At 44.4% G+C, this 17,706-nt stretch carries 17 protein-coding genes and 1 riboswitch; of the genes, 5 read left to right on the top strand and 12 right to left on the bottom strand.

Going from position 1 to position 17,706, the window contains the following annotated elements; genetic code table 11:
• The first annotated feature begins 6 nt into the window (after positions 1–6).
• From IJJ71_RS11265 to IJJ71_RS11255, 3 genes are all read left to right on the top strand, one after another.
• Positions 7–1,038, top strand: coding sequence for a uracil phosphoribosyltransferase (locus tag IJJ71_RS11265; RefSeq protein WP_296847106.1), 1,032 nt, complete (start codon positions 7–9; stop codon positions 1,036–1,038).
• A gap of 159 nt (positions 1,039–1,197) precedes the next feature.
• Positions 1,198–2,547, top strand: a complete 1,350-nt coding sequence (locus IJJ71_RS11260; protein WP_296847104.1) for a uracil-xanthine permease family protein — start codon at positions 1,198–1,200, stop codon at positions 2,545–2,547.
• On the top strand, positions 2,548–3,021 hold the full coding sequence (locus IJJ71_RS11255; RefSeq protein WP_296847102.1) for a YkgJ family cysteine cluster protein: 474 nt from the start codon (positions 2,548–2,550) through the stop codon (positions 3,019–3,021).
• Here IJJ71_RS11255 and cbiE read toward each other — a convergent pair.
• The 6 genes from cbiE to IJJ71_RS11225 all read right to left on the bottom strand — a co-directional run bounded on the left by cbiE (position 3,018) and on the right by IJJ71_RS11225 (position 9,081).
• A complete protein-coding gene (cbiE, locus tag IJJ71_RS11250; RefSeq protein ID WP_296847101.1) occupies positions 3,018–4,373 on the bottom strand; it encodes a precorrin-6y C5,15-methyltransferase (decarboxylating) subunit CbiE in 1,356 nt (451 codons plus the stop codon). The two genes, IJJ71_RS11255 and cbiE, sit on opposite strands and share 4 nt — an antisense overlap.
• Positions 4,370–5,185, bottom strand: coding sequence for a precorrin-6A reductase (gene cobK, locus IJJ71_RS11245; RefSeq protein WP_296847099.1), 816 nt, complete (start codon positions 5,183–5,185; stop codon positions 4,370–4,372). The genes cbiE and cobK overlap by 4 nt, the downstream gene beginning before the upstream one ends.
• On the bottom strand, positions 5,182–5,937 hold the full coding sequence (gene cobJ / locus IJJ71_RS11240; protein ID WP_296847094.1) for a precorrin-3B C(17)-methyltransferase: 756 nt from the start codon (positions 5,935–5,937) through the stop codon (positions 5,182–5,184). The genes cobK and cobJ overlap by 4 nt, the downstream gene beginning before the upstream one ends.
• Positions 5,934–6,965: a cobalt-precorrin 5A hydrolase gene (locus IJJ71_RS11235; RefSeq protein WP_296847093.1), complete on the bottom strand. Its 1,032-nt coding sequence runs from the start codon at positions 6,963–6,965 to the stop codon at positions 5,934–5,936. The genes cobJ and IJJ71_RS11235 overlap by 4 nt, the downstream gene beginning before the upstream one ends.
• Before the next feature lie 25 nt (positions 6,966–6,990).
• Complete coding sequence (locus tag IJJ71_RS11230; protein WP_296847091.1) at positions 6,991–7,455, bottom strand: chemotaxis protein CheX; 465 nt, start codon at positions 7,453–7,455, stop codon at positions 6,991–6,993.
• Between the two features lie 63 nt (positions 7,456–7,518).
• Positions 7,519–9,081 carry a cobyrinic acid a,c-diamide synthase CobB gene (locus tag IJJ71_RS11225; RefSeq protein ID WP_296847089.1) on the bottom strand — a complete coding sequence of 521 codons (1,563 nt, stop codon included), beginning with the start codon at positions 9,079–9,081 and terminating at the stop codon, positions 7,519–7,521.
• A 141-nt stretch (positions 9,082–9,222) separates the two neighbouring features.
• Here IJJ71_RS11225 and IJJ71_RS11220 point away from each other — a divergent pair, with 141 nt between their 5' ends.
• Positions 9,223–9,996 (top strand): SDR family oxidoreductase, encoded by a 774-nt coding sequence (locus IJJ71_RS11220; protein WP_296847088.1) that lies wholly within the window; start codon positions 9,223–9,225, stop codon positions 9,994–9,996.
• 60 nt (positions 9,997–10,056) lie between these two features.
• Here the strand turns inward: IJJ71_RS11220 and ribH are convergent, their stop codons facing one another.
• The 6 genes from ribH to IJJ71_RS11190 all read right to left on the bottom strand — a co-directional run bounded on the left by ribH (position 10,057) and on the right by IJJ71_RS11190 (position 16,195).
• Complete coding sequence (ribH, locus tag IJJ71_RS11215; RefSeq protein ID WP_296847087.1) at positions 10,057–10,530, bottom strand: 6,7-dimethyl-8-ribityllumazine synthase; 474 nt, start codon at positions 10,528–10,530, stop codon at positions 10,057–10,059.
• 18 nt (positions 10,531–10,548) lie between these two features.
• Complete coding sequence (locus tag IJJ71_RS11210; protein WP_296847086.1) at positions 10,549–11,757, bottom strand: bifunctional 3,4-dihydroxy-2-butanone-4-phosphate synthase/GTP cyclohydrolase II; 1,209 nt, start codon at positions 11,755–11,757, stop codon at positions 10,549–10,551.
• A riboswitch (FMN riboswitch) is annotated at positions 11,756–11,991 on the bottom strand. (Overlaps the previous gene by 2 nt.)
• 51 nt (positions 11,992–12,042) lie before the next feature.
• Entirely contained in the window at positions 12,043–12,699 is a 657-nt protein-coding gene (ribE, locus tag IJJ71_RS11205; RefSeq protein ID WP_296847085.1) for a riboflavin synthase, read from the bottom strand.
• 105 nt (positions 12,700–12,804) lie between these two features.
• Positions 12,805–13,566, bottom strand: a complete 762-nt coding sequence (locus IJJ71_RS11200; protein ID WP_296847083.1) for a hypothetical protein — start codon at positions 13,564–13,566, stop codon at positions 12,805–12,807.
• A 79-nt stretch (positions 13,567–13,645) separates the two neighbouring features.
• Complete coding sequence (ribD, locus tag IJJ71_RS11195) at positions 13,646–14,848, bottom strand: bifunctional diaminohydroxyphosphoribosylaminopyrimidine deaminase/5-amino-6-(5-phosphoribosylamino)uracil reductase RibD (protein ID WP_296847082.1); 1,203 nt, start codon at positions 14,846–14,848, stop codon at positions 13,646–13,648.
• A gap of 36 nt (positions 14,849–14,884) precedes the next feature.
• Entirely contained in the window at positions 14,885–16,195 is a 1,311-nt protein-coding gene (locus IJJ71_RS11190; RefSeq protein WP_296847081.1) for a GGDEF domain-containing response regulator, read from the bottom strand.
• A 287-nt stretch (positions 16,196–16,482) separates the two neighbouring features.
• Here IJJ71_RS11190 and IJJ71_RS11185 point away from each other — a divergent pair, with 287 nt between their 5' ends.
• The gene (locus IJJ71_RS11185; protein WP_296847155.1) at positions 16,483–17,631 is read left to right on the top strand and encodes a substrate-binding domain-containing protein; all 1,149 of its coding nucleotides are present in this window, start codon (positions 16,483–16,485) and stop codon (positions 17,629–17,631) included.
• Positions 17,632–17,706: the final 75 nt, after the last annotated feature.

Here is a 17,706-nt window from a genome sequence, read left to right as displayed (position 1 = left end):
GTAAAAATGGGAAACAAAATCATTCTTAAAGCAGAAGATTTGGACGGCTATCTCACAAACGAGGATACTGCCGATTTGAAACGCCTTGACGAAATGTTCAAGGAAACAATGAAGTCATTTGACCCTGTTGATAAGGAAAAAATCATTGAAGGTTATGACAAAATGGGTCATGAAATGCACAGCATTTGTCGCAAGCATCCTAACATCAAAGTCTATTCTTTTGAGACTGAGCAGCAGGCACAGGCCGAAGCAAGCCGGGTTATTTCAAAACTCCGCGACGAACAGACTGACCATCAGGAATTCATGTATTACAGCCAGCGGGCTTACGAAATGCTTTTCCGCATGGCTTATATCAACCAAAAGACCGACAAAAAAGGTCACATCATTGTTAAAACTCCGGTAACTTACCCGGTTCAGAACTACGCAGTTCACAAAATCCCAGACATCGACCACAAAATCAACAACACTGTGATGTGCGTAATGCTCCGAGGCGCACTTTTGCCGAGCATGATTGTCTCAAAGGAAATCGAAGAATATTCATCAAATTCATACCTCACTCCTTTCGCACTTTTCAAAATCAGCCGAAACGACACCAAAAACGAGAGCAACATGGAATACATTCTCGATTTGGACAAATCTTTCTTCAACATCGAGCAGCTTAACGGAAAGGATTTGATTTTCGCTGACCCGATGAACGCAACAGGCGGCTCACTCGTAACCGTCGTAAAATATCTTCAGGAACAGGGCGTAAAACCAAAATCAATCGCCTTCTTCAACACAATCTCCACTCTCAAAGGCGCAATCCGGGTAACACGCGCCTTGCCGAACCTCACATGCTACACGCTCTGGATGGATCCTGTTATGAACGAAAAAGCATACATCATGCCAGGCTTGGGCGACGCAGGCGACAGACTCAACGGCTGTGACACAAAAGAACACGCACGAAACATCATCCAGCTTCTCGCAGACTACGGTCACAACATTTCAAGCTTGTACCGAAGCCAGATGTTCGAAATCGAGCGCACAGTTTTAGGGTAAAAATAATTCCTCACAGATAGGGAGCGTTAAAAAATTGCATGGCAATTTTAGCGATTCTCCGAAGCAACTGTGTTGCGTAGGCTTAAGAGCACACAGAGAGAGTTTTTTTCTGTGAACTCCGTGTCCTCTGTGAGAAATTTAATAAAGTGAGGTATTTCTATGGAATTAGTTTACGGAATTAAAGACCGTCCTAGCTTGGGAAAGGTCTTTTTGTTCGCCGTTCAGCAGCTTTTGGCTGTCATGGCGGCAACAATCGCCGTTCCTGCAATCGTCGGTAACGGACTTACGGCTTCTGCAGCCCTTTTCGGCGCAGGTGTCGGAACTTTCATCTATTTGATTTTCACAAAAAGCGCAAGCCCGGTCTTCCTGGGAAGCTCTTTTGCTTTCATCGGCTCAATGCAATCTGCATTTGCCGGAGCTGCTTCAGTTTCTATTGGTTACTGGGGCTTAATCATCGGTTCTCTCATGGCAGGAATCGTCTACATCATCATCGCACTTGCGGTAAAATTCTTCGGAGTAAAATGGATTGATAAAATCATGCCTCCGGTAATCATCGGCCCGACAGTCGCAATCATCGGTCTTTCACTCTCAGGAAATGCAATCGGCGACCTCATGAAATCAAATATCCAAGGCGGAAGCTCTTATGTTGCCCTCATCTGCGGTCTTTTCACACTTTTCGTAACCATGATGTGCTCAACTTACGGTTCAAAAATCGGAAAGCTCATTCCCTTCATTCAGGGAATCCTGGCTGGCTATATCCTGGCATCAATTTTTGCTATTATCGGACATGCCACAAACAATCCGAGCCTCATCGTAATCAACTACTCTGCCCTCACCTCGCTTGATTTCTCAAAATTCTCAAGCTTCCTCTCACTTCCAAAGTTCACATTCGCTTTGGGCGGTTCTGCAGGACTCAAAGGCGTTACAGGTACTTACCTTCTCACAATCTTTGCTGCTTATGTCCCGGTTGCATTCGTAGTTTTCGCAGAGCATTTGGCAGACCACAAAAACCTCTCGGCAATCGTAGGCGTCAACTTGCTCGAAAATCCAGGCCTCACACGCACTTTGCTTGGCGACGGCGTAGGAACATTCATTTCAACACTCTTCGGCGGATGTCCGAACACAACTTACGGCGAGTCAATCGGCTGTGTCGCAATCACACGAAACGCTTCAACGGTTTCAATCTGGGGCTGTGCAATTCTTTGTATAGGATTCAGTTTGATTACTCCACTCGTAGCTTTCCTTGAGACAATTCCAAGCTGCGTAATGGGCGGCGTTTGTGTCGCACTCTACGGATTCATCGCAGTTTCCGGCCTCAAAATGTTCCAGCAGGTTGATTTGAGCAGGAACCGCAATCTTTTCGTTGCAAGCGTAATCCTTATCACTGGCGTTGGCGGCATGGTCGTAAAATTCGGCAAAGTCGAAATCCGCACTGTTGCCTGTGCGTTGATTCTGGGAATCGTTACGAACTTGCTCCTTTCACCAAGCGCAAAAAAAGAATCTAAATAAATGGAACCATTTTACAAAGACGGACTATATTTCGGCTGTCAGCGATGCTCGTTTTGCTGCGGGCATTCGCCTGGCTTCGTTTACCTTTCTCTTCGCGATTTGACCACGCTCCGCAATCATCTCAAAATGAGCGTAACCGAATTCGTCAAGAAATATTGCCGCTGGGCTGATTATTACGAGGGAGAGCAGGTTCTTGCCCTTCTTGAAAAAAAGAATTACGACTGCATTCTCTGGGAAAACGGCTGCTCCTGCTACGAGGCTCGTCCAGTCCAGTGCTCAACTTATCCTTTCTGGTCATGGATGGTCAAAGATAAGTCAATGTGGGAAGAATGTGCGCGTGATTGTCCAGGCATGAACAACAAGAACGGCAAACTCTGGACTTTCGAGGAAATCGAGGCCAACAAAAATGCCTATGATGCGAACAAGCCGCTTTACCGCCGCGAAGTCGAGAAACTGATGGCCGAAGAATCTTAACTTCCCGAAAATCCCACGATATAAACAGGATTTTGTGCTTTCATTAAGTGGAAGCCGCCTGTTTTTTCGGCATGGCTCACCGCAACCTGTATGATTTCCACATCTTTAATCTTGTTTTCGGATTCAAGATTTTTCAAAAGAGACTGCATTTCGCACAGATTTTCAAGGCTCACGAAATTTGCAACGATTCTTGCGCGTGGATTTTTTTGAAGCGAGAAATTCACGATTTCAGAAAGATTACCCTTGCTCCCGCCGATAAAAACATGGGTCGGAGCAGGAATTTCTTTGCTCACTTCTGAATTTCCGTCGGCTTTTAGACATTCTGGTGCGTTTCCCAAAATCGGGGTCACATTTTCAAGGCAGAATTTTTCGACATTCTTTTTTGTAAGCTCAAACGCTTCTTTTTTACATTCAACTGCAAAAACATGCCCTTCCGTTGCAATTCTAGCAGCTTCCACTGTGACGGAGCCGGTTCCGCTTCCTATGTCATAGAGAACGGACGATTCTGAAAGCCCCAGTGTTGCCAGAGAGAGGCGGCGGACTTCTTTTTTTGTCATCGGGATTTTTTCTGCACGGATAAAATCTTCGTCATTTAAGGATTGCGTGACTGGCTGGTATTTTGCACATTCATTTTCGACAAGGAGCACGAAAAGACCTTTATCATTTTGCGCCTTTCCCTGACTGAAGTCAAATTGACGAGCCGATTCTTCACCCTTAGAGAATTTACAGCAAGTTATTTTTTCATCATTATACGAAAGATTTTTGCCGAGCCAGCATTTGATTTCTGAAAGAATTTTATTTTTGACTGCTTTTTGAATCTTTTCAGCGAGGGATTTGACATCTTCTGCGCCCGAAAGAATGAAAAAACAGGCCGGATTTTTGCGAATCTGCTCGATTGTGTTGCATTTTGAGCCGTGAAGAGAAAGAAATTTCCAGTTCTGCCATGATTTTTGCAATTTTGCGGCGAAATACACGGCAGAAGAAATACCCGGAATCACGCTGATTTTCCATTCCCCTGTCTGCTCCTCATAAAATGCACTTGCTCCGCTGAAAAATCCGACATCGCCTGAAAAAACAACGGCAACATTCTGATACTGAGGATTTTCTTTTAGATACGAGAAAATTTCCTCGGCACGATAAAGAGGCTCAGTTTTAGGAAGAGTTTCGCCTGAATTTTCGCTCGTTTCGGCCTGTCTTCCGACGGATTGGCTTTGGCTCAACGAGTTTCCTGCGATTTCAAGAATCCGTTTTGCGCCAAAAATAATTTCTGCATTTTTGAGAATTGATTCAGCCTCTTTTGTGAGAAAATTTTCGTTTCCTGTTCCAAGTCCAATCAGATTAAGGGTTTTCATATCGACTTTTTGATTATATCACAAATTTTTTCGACAGAATGAAAGATTTCCCTTTCGCTGGAATTTTCCACCAGACTTTCGGCATTCTCTGACATGGACTGTGCTTTTTCCGGATTTTTTATCACAGCAATCTTCATCCCCAAGTTCGTTGCGGCCCGGATTTTTTCAAAATAGCCGCCTGCACTTCCGCTTTCTTTTGTCAGAAGAATTTTCGCCCCTCTCTCAGAGAACTGGATTTCATTTGCTTTTTCAGAAAATGGCCCCTGCATTGCGATAATCTGGTGTTGCGGAATCTTGCAGTCTATGCAAACCTGAATGCTTTCGATTGACGGCAGAACGCGCACGATGAGCCTTGCTTTGTCGGAAATTTTTTCGCAGAGTTTTGGCAGTTCCTTGCTTCCGGTCGAGACAAAGATTTTCCCACTCTGGAATTCGAGCCATTCAGCGGCGGCAGAAATATCGTTAAAATAGAAGATATTGTTTTGCGACTCAGGCACTTCATTTGTATTTCTTGCGAGCCTAAAATATCGGATTTTTGTGGAATCGCACGCCTTTTTTATTTCTTTTGAAACTTCCGTGGCAAAAGGATGCGTGGCATCGACGACAAATGCGTAATTTTTCTGAGAAAATGCCTGAATCATCTGGCCGGAGTTCATTCTTCCTTGCAAAACGGTGAGATTTTCTTTTTTGGGAAGAAGGCTTTCTCCGTATTCCGTGGCGACGCTCACCGTGCAGTCAAAGCCGGATTCAGAAAGTTTTTCGCAAAGTTCGCGCCCTTCGGTTGTTCCTGCAAAGATAAAGATTGGATTCATTTTAAAGCCTCAAACGCGTAGCCCCTCGGAGTGACCAGCTTTTTACCGCACGGACTTTCAATCACGCGCGTGGTGCTGTTCCCGATAAAAACCGTTGTGAACATGTCAAGCTCGGCTGTCTGCAATTCTTTGAGACTGAGGATTTTTGATTCTTCTCCTTCACGGCCGATATTTTTGACATAACCGCAAGGAGTTTCGGCCGGAAGATTTTTGAGCAGAATCTCGCACGCCTTAAAAAGATAATCCTTTCGTTTGTGGCTCATCGGGTTGTAAAGGACAATGCAGAAATCAGAAAGGCTCGCACATTCAAGCCTTTTCTCGATTTTTTCCCACGGAGTCATAAGGTCACTCAAAGAAATTACTGCAAAATCATGAATCAGCGGCGCACCCAAAATTGCTGACCCGCTCAGTGCCGCCGTAATTCCCGGTAATACATTGATTTGAACGCCCGGAAATTCCCTGCTGATTTCGTAAATCAATCCGCTCATCCCGTAAACGCCCGCATCTCCTGAGCAGATGAAAACGACATTCTTCCCGGAATCTGCCTGTTCGAGCGCAAGACGGCATCGTTCCTCTTCTTTTCGCATTGGGGTCGAAAGGTATTCCTTGTTTGGAAAATGCTCGCGTACAAGGTTGATGTAGACTTCATAGCCCACGATACAGTCACAAATTTTCAACGCTTCGAGGACTTCTGTCGTAATCTGGGAATATTTTCCTGAGCCGATTCCTGCTACTGTCAATTTGCCGTTCATATTTTAAACCTCTTCAATTCTTCTGGGATTTCAAAATTGATTGTTTTGATTCCGATTGCAATTGTCATGCCGTCTTTTGCTGTTTTTGGGACAATTAGCATACTGGCTCCTGAAGCAAAAACTGCCCTTTCGCAAACATTATCCGTGCCAAGAGTCTTCTCAACAAAGTCGGAATGGCTTACTTTCTGCTGGATTTTGTTCAATTCTTCGGCAGAAAAAGTAACGAACGGTAGTTTTAGACTTTCTGAAAGCTCAATTATCGCCTTTTCATTCTTCTTTTGGTAGACAGAACTTATTTGAACTAACGAACGAATGTCAATTTTGTGTGTTTTTAGCGCTTTAAAGACAAAATCTCGTAGTTCTTCGCTCGATTTCCCCTTTTTGCAACCGATTCCGAGCACAACACATTTGGGAATCAAAGAAAGTATATCATTTTTTATATATAACGAGATTGTGAATCCGAGGGGCTTTTCTTTTTTTTCAGGCATTCCATCAGCTGCCAGAGGATTTTCGTTTTCAAGCATTCTCGCCGTAAAATCCTTTGCAAGCTTCATGTCGTTTATTGAAAAATTGTTTTTGGCGGCAAATTCATCGATTGCAGGAAGATTATTGCAGTCCGAGGCCGTTGTGATTACGGCTGTCGCGCCAATCAGTGCCGAGATTTTTCGTGCAAGCTCGTTCGCGCCACCGATATGCCCGGAAAGAATCGGAATCACGAATTTGCCCTTCTCATCCATCACGAGCACCGCCGGGTCCGAAGCCTTGTTTTTTACGAAAGAAGCGATTGTGCGCACCGCGATTCCGGCCGCGCCGATAAAAATAAGCGCGTTTTCTTTTTGGAAAAAATCTTCGACCCAATCAGAAACAGGCCGATATGCAGAAGCAGATTCACCGTCCCAGGCTTTTCCGCCAAAAGAAAGCGTAATCTGCTCGAAATTTTCAGAAGAAACTGCATGAGAAAGGAGATTTTGAATCCGCTTTGAGAGAGAAAAACCTGCCTGCGTGAATGAGATTATATGAATATTCATCGCAGGCAATTATAACACATTTGTGCTATTTAAAGCAGACATCGACCTCGAACGGGCCGTATTTTGTGATAAACGGAATTGCGATAACCGGGAAGTTGCGCGGCCATGAAATCATGTGGTTGTGACCCATGACACAGAACGGCGGCGAAATGTCCAGATCGTATTCGCTCAGAACGGTGACAGCGTGTCCGGAAATTATGTTTGTGAATTCACTTACAAGCCCGATTGCCATATCCTCGTAGTCGTTTGGCTTGCACTCAAGACCTGACAGCTCAAGCATTTTGTGTGCAAGAATTTTGTGAAGCCTGAAAGCCACGATGCCTTTGATGTTTCCTGTTACGCCAAGCAGGCCTGAAATTTCCCACGGATGACCCGCATGGATGTCAAGAAGATGGGGCTCTTTGCTTTCTGGAGAAAGATTGAACATGTCCTGAAAAGTTTTGACACCCTCGGAGAGAAAAGCGTTGATAATTTTTGCGTCCATTGCCATATCTAAAATTATAACCCTAAAATTTAAGATATGCAAAAGAATTGCAGGAAAAATGAAAAAATTTTAATCTTTTTTACAGGATTCTGCGAACCATTTTATGATTTCGGGATTCGAGCGGTAATACAAGTGCGGAAATCCGGCGAGCATTTTTGGCGTAAAAATCATGCACTCCCAGTTTTTTTTTGAGAGTGGTTTTGATGCTGTGAAATCCGAGCCGTTGTTCGTGCTGTCAAAATAATGGAATTCGTGCCCTTTGATAGAAAAAGGCATTTTGTTGCAGCCCGAATTTGCCGAATCAGCCTTTTTTGTGAATTCCGCGTAGCCGAATCGCACAAGTTTTTCGGTATAACTGCACTCGCCTTTTATCGCTCCGCACATTTCGTAAGATTTTCCTTCTTGTGTGGTCAGTTTTTCCTGCAAATACATGAAACCGCCACATTCGGCCATCACGGAAACGCCATTTTTGAGCGCGGATTTTATCGATTCCCGCATGGATTTGTTGGATTCAAGTTCCGCAGCGTACAGTTCCGGGTAGCCGCCACCGAGCAAAAGAGCGTCCGTGTTTTTGGGGATGGCTTTGTCGTGCAATGGCGAAAAATATTTGATTTGAAAGCCGGCTTCTTCGAGCATCCTGAGATTTTCGCGGTAATAAAAGCAGAAAGTCTCGTCGAAAGCAACAGCGAGGGAGGCAGAAAGCGGAAAGTGAGAAGCGGAAAGTGGAAAATTGAAAGTGGATGCTTGAAGGATGGGGAAAGTCTCCCCTAGGGAGCCGTCCGCTTTGGCGGAAAAACTCGTGAGACGAGTTTTTAGGCGAGTCTCGGTGAAGGCTGTGCCTGAACCATCGGACTCTACCCCTTCTGCGGGGACACCCCGCAACGCCCCGAACATAATTCTTTCCAGCTCTTCAAAATCCAGAGTATCGTCCAGACTTTCGGCTGTTTTTTGGATTTGTGCTTGAAGATTTTCTATTTCTGACGGCAAAATCAGGCCTAAATGTCTACTTTTCCATACATCATCTGAACTTTTTGAGAGAAATCCGACGACTTTAATGTCATTTTCGGCACATTCTTCTTCAATCAGCTTTTTTAGAATCATGAACTGGCTTTTTGATGTCTTGTTCAAAAGGATTCCTTTTATCAAGTTTTCGCCGGTGCCAGAGTTTTCCTTGTCGTAGGCCAAAAATCCTTTTACCAGCGGAACGATTGAGCGGCTTGCCCCTTCCGCATCAACTACCAGAAGAATCGGCGTGTTTGTGATTCGGGCTATGTCGTAGCTTGAAGCCTTGAGCGAAGTTCCGGCGAGTCCGTCAAAAAGCCCCATCACGCCCTCGATTACGGCAAAACTTTCTGAGTTCTGGTTTTTGGTGTCCGCACTTGTGGCATTTCTAAGGAAAATCTCACGGATTTGTTCTTCGGAACAAAAATAGCTGTCAAGATTAGTCGAAGGCACTCCAAGAACCCGTTCGTGAAACATCGGATCAATATAATCTGGTCCGCATTTGAATGAAACAGGATTTTTTCCATGATTTTTGAGAAATTGTAAAAACGCACAGGTAAGCGTGGTTTTTCCGCTTCCGCTTTTGGGGGCTGCAATCAAAATTCTGGGGGCGTTGAAAATTTGTGACATAAAGGAATTATAAATCAAAATGGAAGGATAGAAAATATATGAAAATCGATGAAAATTAGCTAAACCTAACAGTTTGCAATTTTATGCTTTTCGCTTTATAATTTATTATTCTTATTATTACATTTAAAGGAGTGCTTGTATATGAAAGATTATTTTGATTTTAAAGGTCAGGTTGCCGTTGTAACAGGTTGTTCGACAGGTCTGGGTGTTCAGATGGCAAAAGCTCTTGCAAATCAAGGTGCAAAAATCGTGGCAATCGCCCGTCGAAAAGATAAGATTGATGAAGTTGCGAAAGAAATTGCTGATACATTCAAGGTTGAGACTCTTGCTGTTCAGTGTGACATCACGGATACGGCGCGGGTAAATGCCGCAGTTGATGAGATTATCGCAAAATTCGGACGAATTGACATCCTTATTAACAATGCCGGAACAGGTGCCGTAGCTCCAGCCGAAGATATTACCGACGAGCAGTTTGACGGTGAGCTTAATGTCGATTTGGGTGGCACTTTCAAAATGTCACGAGCCGTAGCAAAAAAGGCCATGATTCCTGCAAAATACGGACGAATCATCAACATTGCATCGATGTATGGCATGGTCGGAAATAAAGTCGCGCCTTGTTCGCCATATCATGCGGCAAAAGGCGGTGTCGTGAACTTAACCAGGGGGCTTGCTGCTGAATGGGGAAAATACAACATCAATGTAAATGCAATTTGTCCGGGCTATTTTTATAGTCCGCTCACAAAAGAAACTTTGGACTCAGAATTTTTCCAGCAGAATGCCCGAACGATGATTCCGCTTTCACGATATGGAAATGAGGGCGAGCTTGATACCGCTGCAATTTTCCTGTCAAGTCCGGCATCAGGCTATGTCACAGGCGTAATTTTGCCTGTAGACGGTGGCTACACTTCGATGTAGAAATATAGAAAGCCAAAAAAATCCCCCAGAATTAAACTTCAATCCGGGGGATTTTGTGTATTACAGCTGTTTCATAAGGTTGGACATTTCGATTGCGCCCATAGCACATTCGTAGCCTTTGTTGCCGGCTTTGCTTCCTGCGCGCTCAATTGCCTGCTCGATGTTCTCGGTTGTGATTACGCCGAAAAGCACTGGAACGCCGTTTTTGAAGCTTGCCTGAGCAACGCCCTTTGAAACTTCGGCGCAAACATAGTCGTAATGTGTTGTAGAACCACGAATTACGGCACCAACAGCAATTACGGCATCGTATTTTTTGCTTGCAGCGAGCTTGTCGCAGATTACAGGGATTTCAAATGCGCCCGGAACCCACACCGCAGTGATGTTCTTTTCTTCGACACCGTGGCGAACAAGTCCGTCAACGGCACCGCCAAGCAATTTGTTCACGATGATTTCGTTAAAGCGGCTTGCAACAATAGCAACCTTCATGCCCTCTGGGGCAACCAATTTTCCTTCAATCAAGTTAATTTCGTTCATAATATTTCTCCTGTTTTTCTAAAGTTCTTCGGTAAAAATATGACCCATTCGGTCTCGCTTTGTGCGCAGATAAAAGGCATCATATTTTTGCGCCGGGATTTCGATTGGAACGCGCTCGCTCACTTTTAGCCCGAATCCGTCAAGTCCGTAGATTTTTTCGGGATTGTTTGTGAGAAGACGGAGCGACTTGCAGCCCAAATCACGCAAAATTTGTGCGCCAATCCAATATTCGCGCAAGTCAGGCTTGAAACCGAGCTTGACATTTGCCTCAACGGTGTCCAAACCCTCTTCCTGTAATTTGTATGCTTTGAGCTTGTTGATTAAGCCGATTCCACGGCCTTCCTGCCTCATGTAGAGTATGATTCCCCTGCCCTCATCGTTCACTCGTTTCATCGCAGCCTGAAGCTGAGGCCCGCAGTCGCACCGGCGGCTTCCAAAAACATCGCCGGTCAAGCACTCGGAATGTACGCGGCACAAAACATTTTCACCATCGCCGATGTCGCCTTTGACTAAAGCTACATGATGTTCGCCTGTGATGTCGTTCACATATCCGTAGATGTCAAATTCTCCGTATTCGGTAGGCATTTTTGCCTTTGCCTCGCGCACGACATGCTTTTCATTTACGCGGCAGTAGTCCTGCAAAGCCTTGATTGTGATGTACTTGAAGCCGAATTTTTTTGCCATTTCCTGAAGTTTTTCGCCGCGCATCATGGTTCCGTCATCGTCCATGATTTCACAGCAAAGGCCACATTCTTTAAGCCCTGCCAGGCGGCACAAGTCAACCGTTGCCTCAGTGTGACCATTTCGCACGAGGACGCCACCTTTTTTTGCAATCAGCGGGAAATTGTGACCCGGACGGCGGAAATCTGTCGCAACAGAATTGTCGTCAACGCATTTGAGCGTAGTGATTGAGCGTTCTTTTGCGGAAATTCCTGTCGTTGTGGAAATGTGATCGATTGAGACTGTGAAAGCCGTTTCGTGATTGTCGGTGTTTTCAGCAACCATCGGATAAAGACCGAGTTTCAGCGCAAGGCTCTGGCTCATCGGCATACAGATTAAGCCCTTTGCGTGGGTTGCCATGAGATTGACATTTTCCTGTGTGGCAAATTCCGCCGCACAAATCATGTCGCCCTCGTTTTCACGGTTTTCGTCGTCTGAAACTAAAATGATTTTACCGGCACGCAGATCTGCAAGTGCCTCTTCGATTGTGTTGTAATTAAAAGACATAATTCTTCTCCTATCCGGACTTTAATCGAGAGGGTTAAAAACTTAAGTTTTTAACCTCAACTCTGACCTTGCAAGTTTTTTTCACGATATTTTAGTGAAAAAAACTTGTCAGCATCTCAATATGAGATGCAAACCGTCGGCTACGGAATTGCACCGTATCATGCCCTAAGGCTCGCTGGCTTACGCAATGCGCTTACAGCCGGTGGGGAATTTCACCCCGCCCTGAAGTTGTTTTATGTTAACAAAAATCAGAAATTGTTTCAAGTAAAGTATATATGATTGAAACTAATCTTCTGAGAGCCAGGAAAGGAATTTGTCATCATTTCTGCTTTTGTTCTGGTTGTTTCCGCCTGCTGGGTTTGAAAGCAATTTCTGCACATATTTTCCAACGATGTCATTTTCAAGATTCACTATGTCGCCCGCCTTTTTTGAAAGAAGCGTTGTTTCGCTTGCTGTGTGCGGGATTATGCTCACGGCGAATTCTGAATCAGAAACGCTTGCGACCGTAAGGCTTATTCCGTCGATTGCGATTGAGCCTTTTTCGACGATGAGTGCAAGAATCTCTTTGCCGGCGGATATGTGAACCCAAACCGCATTTTCTTCCTTTTGAAGCCGAGCGATTTTCCCGGTGCCGTCGATGTGTCCGCTTACGATGTGACCGCCGAATCTTCCGTCAGCCGCCATTGCCCGTTCAAGATTTACGCCGCTTCCAGATGAAATGGAGCCGAGAGAGCTTCTTCGGACAGTTTCTGCCATTATGTCAGCCGTAAAAGTTGATGAGGAAAGACTTGTGACAGTGAGGCAGACTCCATTCACAGCAATAGAATCGCCAATCTTAGTTCCTTCAAGAACTTTTTTTGCCCCGATTTCAAGAGAGCCTGATTTCCCTGCCAGACTGATTTTTTTTACCCTTCCGATTTCTTCTATAATACCTGTGAACATTTTGCTGCCTCCTAAAAATCTTAATAACTCAAAACACCTAAATCACGGATGCTTTTACGAAGATCTGATTTACTTTTTGCCCTGTATGTCTCAATTTCGCTTCCGTCAAATTCCGTGCTGAATCCGCCGTAAAGCCAAAAAATATTTGTCTTCGGTGATGTAATAAAAATATCTGCTGTCAGGAGAGAATGCGCAGCAAATGCTGTTCGTCTGGTCGAGTTTGGCCTGGATTGAGAATTTTCTTTTTCCTGAAGATCTGTCGCAGATAAGGATGGCGTCTTCTGAGCTTCTGTTGTAATTCCAGCTAAGTAATGCAATCAGTTTTCCGTCCGGGCTGAATTTTGCGACATCGTAGCCGCTTTTTTCCCACTTTTTTTCGATCATGCTGTCAGAAGATGTGTATTTTTTCTGCATTACATACTGTGCATCGTTTTCGCTAATCCATGCAGCATTTCCATCTTCGTCCACAATTCTGATTTCACCATTTCCTGCCTCACCAATGAAATAAACGGTGCTTTGTGCAGAAATTGCTACCGGCGGGTCGAATCTGAAATTCTTAGATGCTTTGTAAACTTCCGTGTCTACTGTTATGACAATTTTGTCGCCGATTGGAAGTGGAGTTGAAAATTCTGTAAATTCGTCCGGCTTTCGAATGGGAATCAGATTATCATCTTTAAAAGGTACGCCGCTTGTTCCGATGGCATAGGCCTCAATCCATTCACCGCCACGCTCTACTTTTGGGTGCGGAACTTGCGTCACGGCTTCTTTTTTAACTTGATTTACGGTCTGATTTTGGCTTGTTTTTTCATTGCATCCAGTCGCGATAACAAATAATGCGAATAATGATGGCGCGATAATTCTCTTCATGCAAGGATTGTAGCACAAAGAAAAAAGCGTGTCTCTAAGTGAAGATGCGTTAAACGGAGTCGAATATTTCCTTACAAACTTACAATGAATCGAATTCCATCAGAATATCATCGTCAAATCGGGTGATGTTTTCGAGCGTGAATCCGAATGATTCGGAAGGAAGATTTACGCCTTCGCCAGCTACAGGAGACTTGGCAGAACCACCGAAAATTTTTGGGGCAACAAATGCGTAGATTTTATTGACGATTTTTGATTCCAGGGCACTGTAATTCACGGCTCCCCCGCCCTCAATAAGCACGCTGTCAATCTTCTTTTCACCCAAGATTTTCATCAGTTCTTTGAGATTAACCTGAAGCTTTGGGTTGTCTTGGCGCATCTTTTTGGCCATTGCCAGAAGTCCGCGCCGTTTTTCACCCGCAACTTCGATTACTTCAATTCCTGCGTTATCAAGAGACTCTTTCTTTTCAAGGAAAGTTTGCTTTGCCTGGCTTTCACTGGCGACATCAGGTTTTACACAAGCGACAATCGTAGGAATTTCTCTGGCGGTCTGAACGATTTTGCTTTCCAGCGGAATCCGTAAATCCGAGTCACAGATAATCCGCACGGGATTTCGCCCTGTCATCTCACCATTTTCGTTTTGCAGCCGGCAGTTCAGCATCGGGTCGTCTTTTAAAACCGTATTTATTCCGGCCAGAATTCCTGCATAGCGGTTTCGGAGGACATGCACGAATTGGCGGGATTTTTCATTCGTAATCCATTTTGACTCGCCGGTCTTGGTTGCGATTTTTCCGTCCAGGGTCATGGCGTATTTTAAGGCCACGAACGGTGTTTTTGTCGTTATATAATAGAAGAAAATTGGATTTAATTTGTCACACTCATCGCGCAAAAAATCTTCTTCTACGGAAATTCCGTTTTCACGAAGATAAGCATTGCCTTTCCCATGGACAAGAGGATTCGGATCCCGGCTTCCGACAATAACGCTGGCAATTTTTGCCTCGACAAGAGCGTGCGTGCAAGGCGGTTGTTTTCCAAAGTGGCAGCAAGGTTCAAGCGTTACATAAATCGTCGCTCCTTCTGGATTTTCACCGCGCTGGTAACAATTTTTCAACGCATCACGCTCGGCATGAAGTTCACCGTAAGCATGATGCCAGCCTTCGCCGATAATTTTGCCGTTTTTGACAATGACGGCACCAACAAGAGGATTTGGATTTGTTCTGCCCTCGCCTTTTTTTGCTAAATCTATGGCATGGAGCATGAATTCTTTTGAAAGAGACTCTGACATATTTTTCTCGAACCTGCCATGCTGAATGGCAATCAGTTATTCTAGTCTACCACATTCAAAGGAAACTTCAAAGTCTGCGGAAAATTCTGATTCTTTCCAGTTTCGCATGACTCGTTCTGTAACAGGATTTATGTTTGAAGAGCTTGTTTGTGGCAGAATGACGATGCACTGATTTTTTCCATTTTGAGTCACAATGTCGCTTTGCCGCAGGGAATTCAAAAGAATGTCCGAGAATCCTTCAATTCCCTTTTCGAGAGAATCTGAAGCCTCATTTTTTTCTTTGATTGAGAACAGGAGCATGGAAATTTCATTGTGATAATTCATGTTGAGCCGCGACAAAAACTGATATACGACCCGGAACTGCTCGAACGGAAGCATAAAAGCCCCCCTCTTCCTGCTCCTTTCGCTCAGGATTTTTATTGCGTTCGCAAGATTTGTTGGCTGAGAATCATCTTTGCCTTCTTCCTGAGACAAATCAGTGTAGAAAATGAAACCGTGCTTGCCGTTCTGCTTGACGGCGTACAAAGCTTTGTCAGCCTTTTCAGAAAGTTCTGAAAACTCAATTCCTTCGTCTGGAACGACAACACAGCCAATCGAAGCTCCGAGCGGAATATTCATATCCTCGCCCATGAGTTCCTTTGCGGCATCGACAAGATATTTGTTTATAAAGCGGGATTTTTTTTCGATTACGACTTCATCATAGACATTCTGGCAGAAAGCAATGAATTCGTCGCCACCAAGCCGCCCGACGACATCAACTGGACGAACGACAGCCCTTAAAATCTCAGCAAAACAGATGAGTATTTTGTCGCCCATCGCATGGCCGTAAATGTCATTGACCAGCTTAAAATTGTCGAGGTCAATCATAAGGAGCGCGCCCTGAGCCGTTCTGCAAAGCCGTGAAATTTCTGCCTCAGCAGAAGCTTTGTTTAAAAGGCCTGTCATTTTGTCCAGGACGGCGGCTTTTTTCAATCCCTGGATTTTTTCGACGGTTTTAAGGATGTTCCCGACCCGCTTTAGCAGGATGTCGGCATGGAAAGGCTTTTGTATGAAATCCATTGCACCGATGTCGAAGCCACGGCTTTCCGTTTCCTCGGCAGTATCGGCGGTCATGAACATGAAAGGAATCTGCTCGCCTGTTTCTTCCTGAAGTTTTTGCTTAAGCTCATATCCCGACATGCCCGGCATACGCAAGTCAGAAAGAACCATGTCCGGCTTTTCGCGCCTGTAAAGCTCCATGGCCTCTAAAGCCGAAGAAGCACAGACAGTGGCATAAGATGAAGAAAGCGTACGCTCAGCTATCATCAAAAAAATCTTTTCATCATCGACTATAAGTATCTTCTTCATAAACCATGCCGTCCTTCTCAAAGTTTTATTAAAAGATACTTAAATTTTAGCATGAGATTTTAGATTTCTCAACAAAAAATAAATGTAATTTTCCGTTGTTCCAGACTCTTCAGAAAGAATCTTGCATAAAAAAAACGTAAAAGACGGAAAAAAAGTGTTTGACTTTTTCTGATTATGTTTTAGACTATAAAGATAAAGAAAAATAGTTTTTCATAAAAAAGGAGGTTAATTTTATGAAAAAGGTAGTGTGTTCTGCTGTTGCACTTGCTCTCGCAGCCGGAACTTTTATGAGTTGTAATGGTGGAAACGGTTCTAAAGTTTTGAACAAAGACAAACCACTGGTATTTTTTAACCGACAGCCATCTGACCCAAACTCTGGTGAAATTGACATGAATTCAATGAACTGGAACGACAAAACTTATTATGTAGGATTTGATGCAGCTGGTGGCGGCGCAGTTCAGGGAAAACTTATCGCTGACTTCCTCGCAACTTCTGACCCGGCAAAAATCGACCGCAACGGTGACGGAACAGTTGGTTATGTCCTCTGCATTGGTGATGTCGGCCACAACGATTCTAAGGCTCGTACAGAAGGTATCCGAAAAGCACTCGGAACTTGGGACGGTTCTACAGATCCTGGAAAAGTAAAAGAAGGAAGCATCAAAGTTGGCGGAAAAGAAATGAAAGTCGTTGAGCTTGAAGGAAAGGCAATGACTGGTACTGACGGTTCAACTTGGAACGCAAATGCCGCTACAGAAGCTATGGGTGGCTGGGCAACAAAATTCGGCACAGCTATCGATATCGTAGTTTCTAACAACGACGGTATGGCTATGGGTTGTCTCCAGGCTTCTAACTACCCTGCAGGTGTTCCAATCTTCGGTTATGATGCAAACGCAGACGCAATCGAGGCAATTGGCGCAGGAAAACTCACAGGAACTGTATCACAGAATGTTGACGCTCAGGCTACAGCAACATTGCAGGTTCTCCGCAACCTTCTCGATGGTCTCACAGGCCGCGATGTTGTTGAATCAGGAATCACAAAGGCTGACAAATATGGCAACCAGATTTCTGCTGCAATCGACTACATCCCAGCAACAAAAGCTTTGCTCGCTCAGAACACAGGCGTAAACAGCTCTAACTGGAAGCTCTACACAGCAGGTCAGCGTGATCCACTCGTAAAACAGTCAAACGCTCCAAAAAAGAAGGTTCTCCTTACAATCTACAACTCTGCTGATAACTTCCTTTCTTCTTCTTATGTTCCAGCTCTCAACTATTATGCTCCTCTCCTCGGACTTGAGCTTAACATCGTTCAGGGTGACGGACAGAACGAATCAAGCTGTATCGACAAATTCACAAACCTCGGTAACTATGATGCGTTCGCAATCAACATGGTCAAAACAAATTCTGGCCGTGATTACACTGACAAATTGAAGTACTAGCGCAGATAATACAGACGGCAAAAATTCTTTTTTTCCTTGCCGTTTGTATTTTGTCTTCTGTCGTTAACCCCACCT

The organism is Treponema sp., from assembly GCF_017430385.1.
Taxonomy (GTDB): Bacteria; Spirochaetota; Spirochaetia; order Treponematales; family Treponemataceae; genus Treponema_D.
Note: the sequence above shows the minus strand (reverse complement) of the source record. Positions and strands in the feature narration are given on the sequence as shown.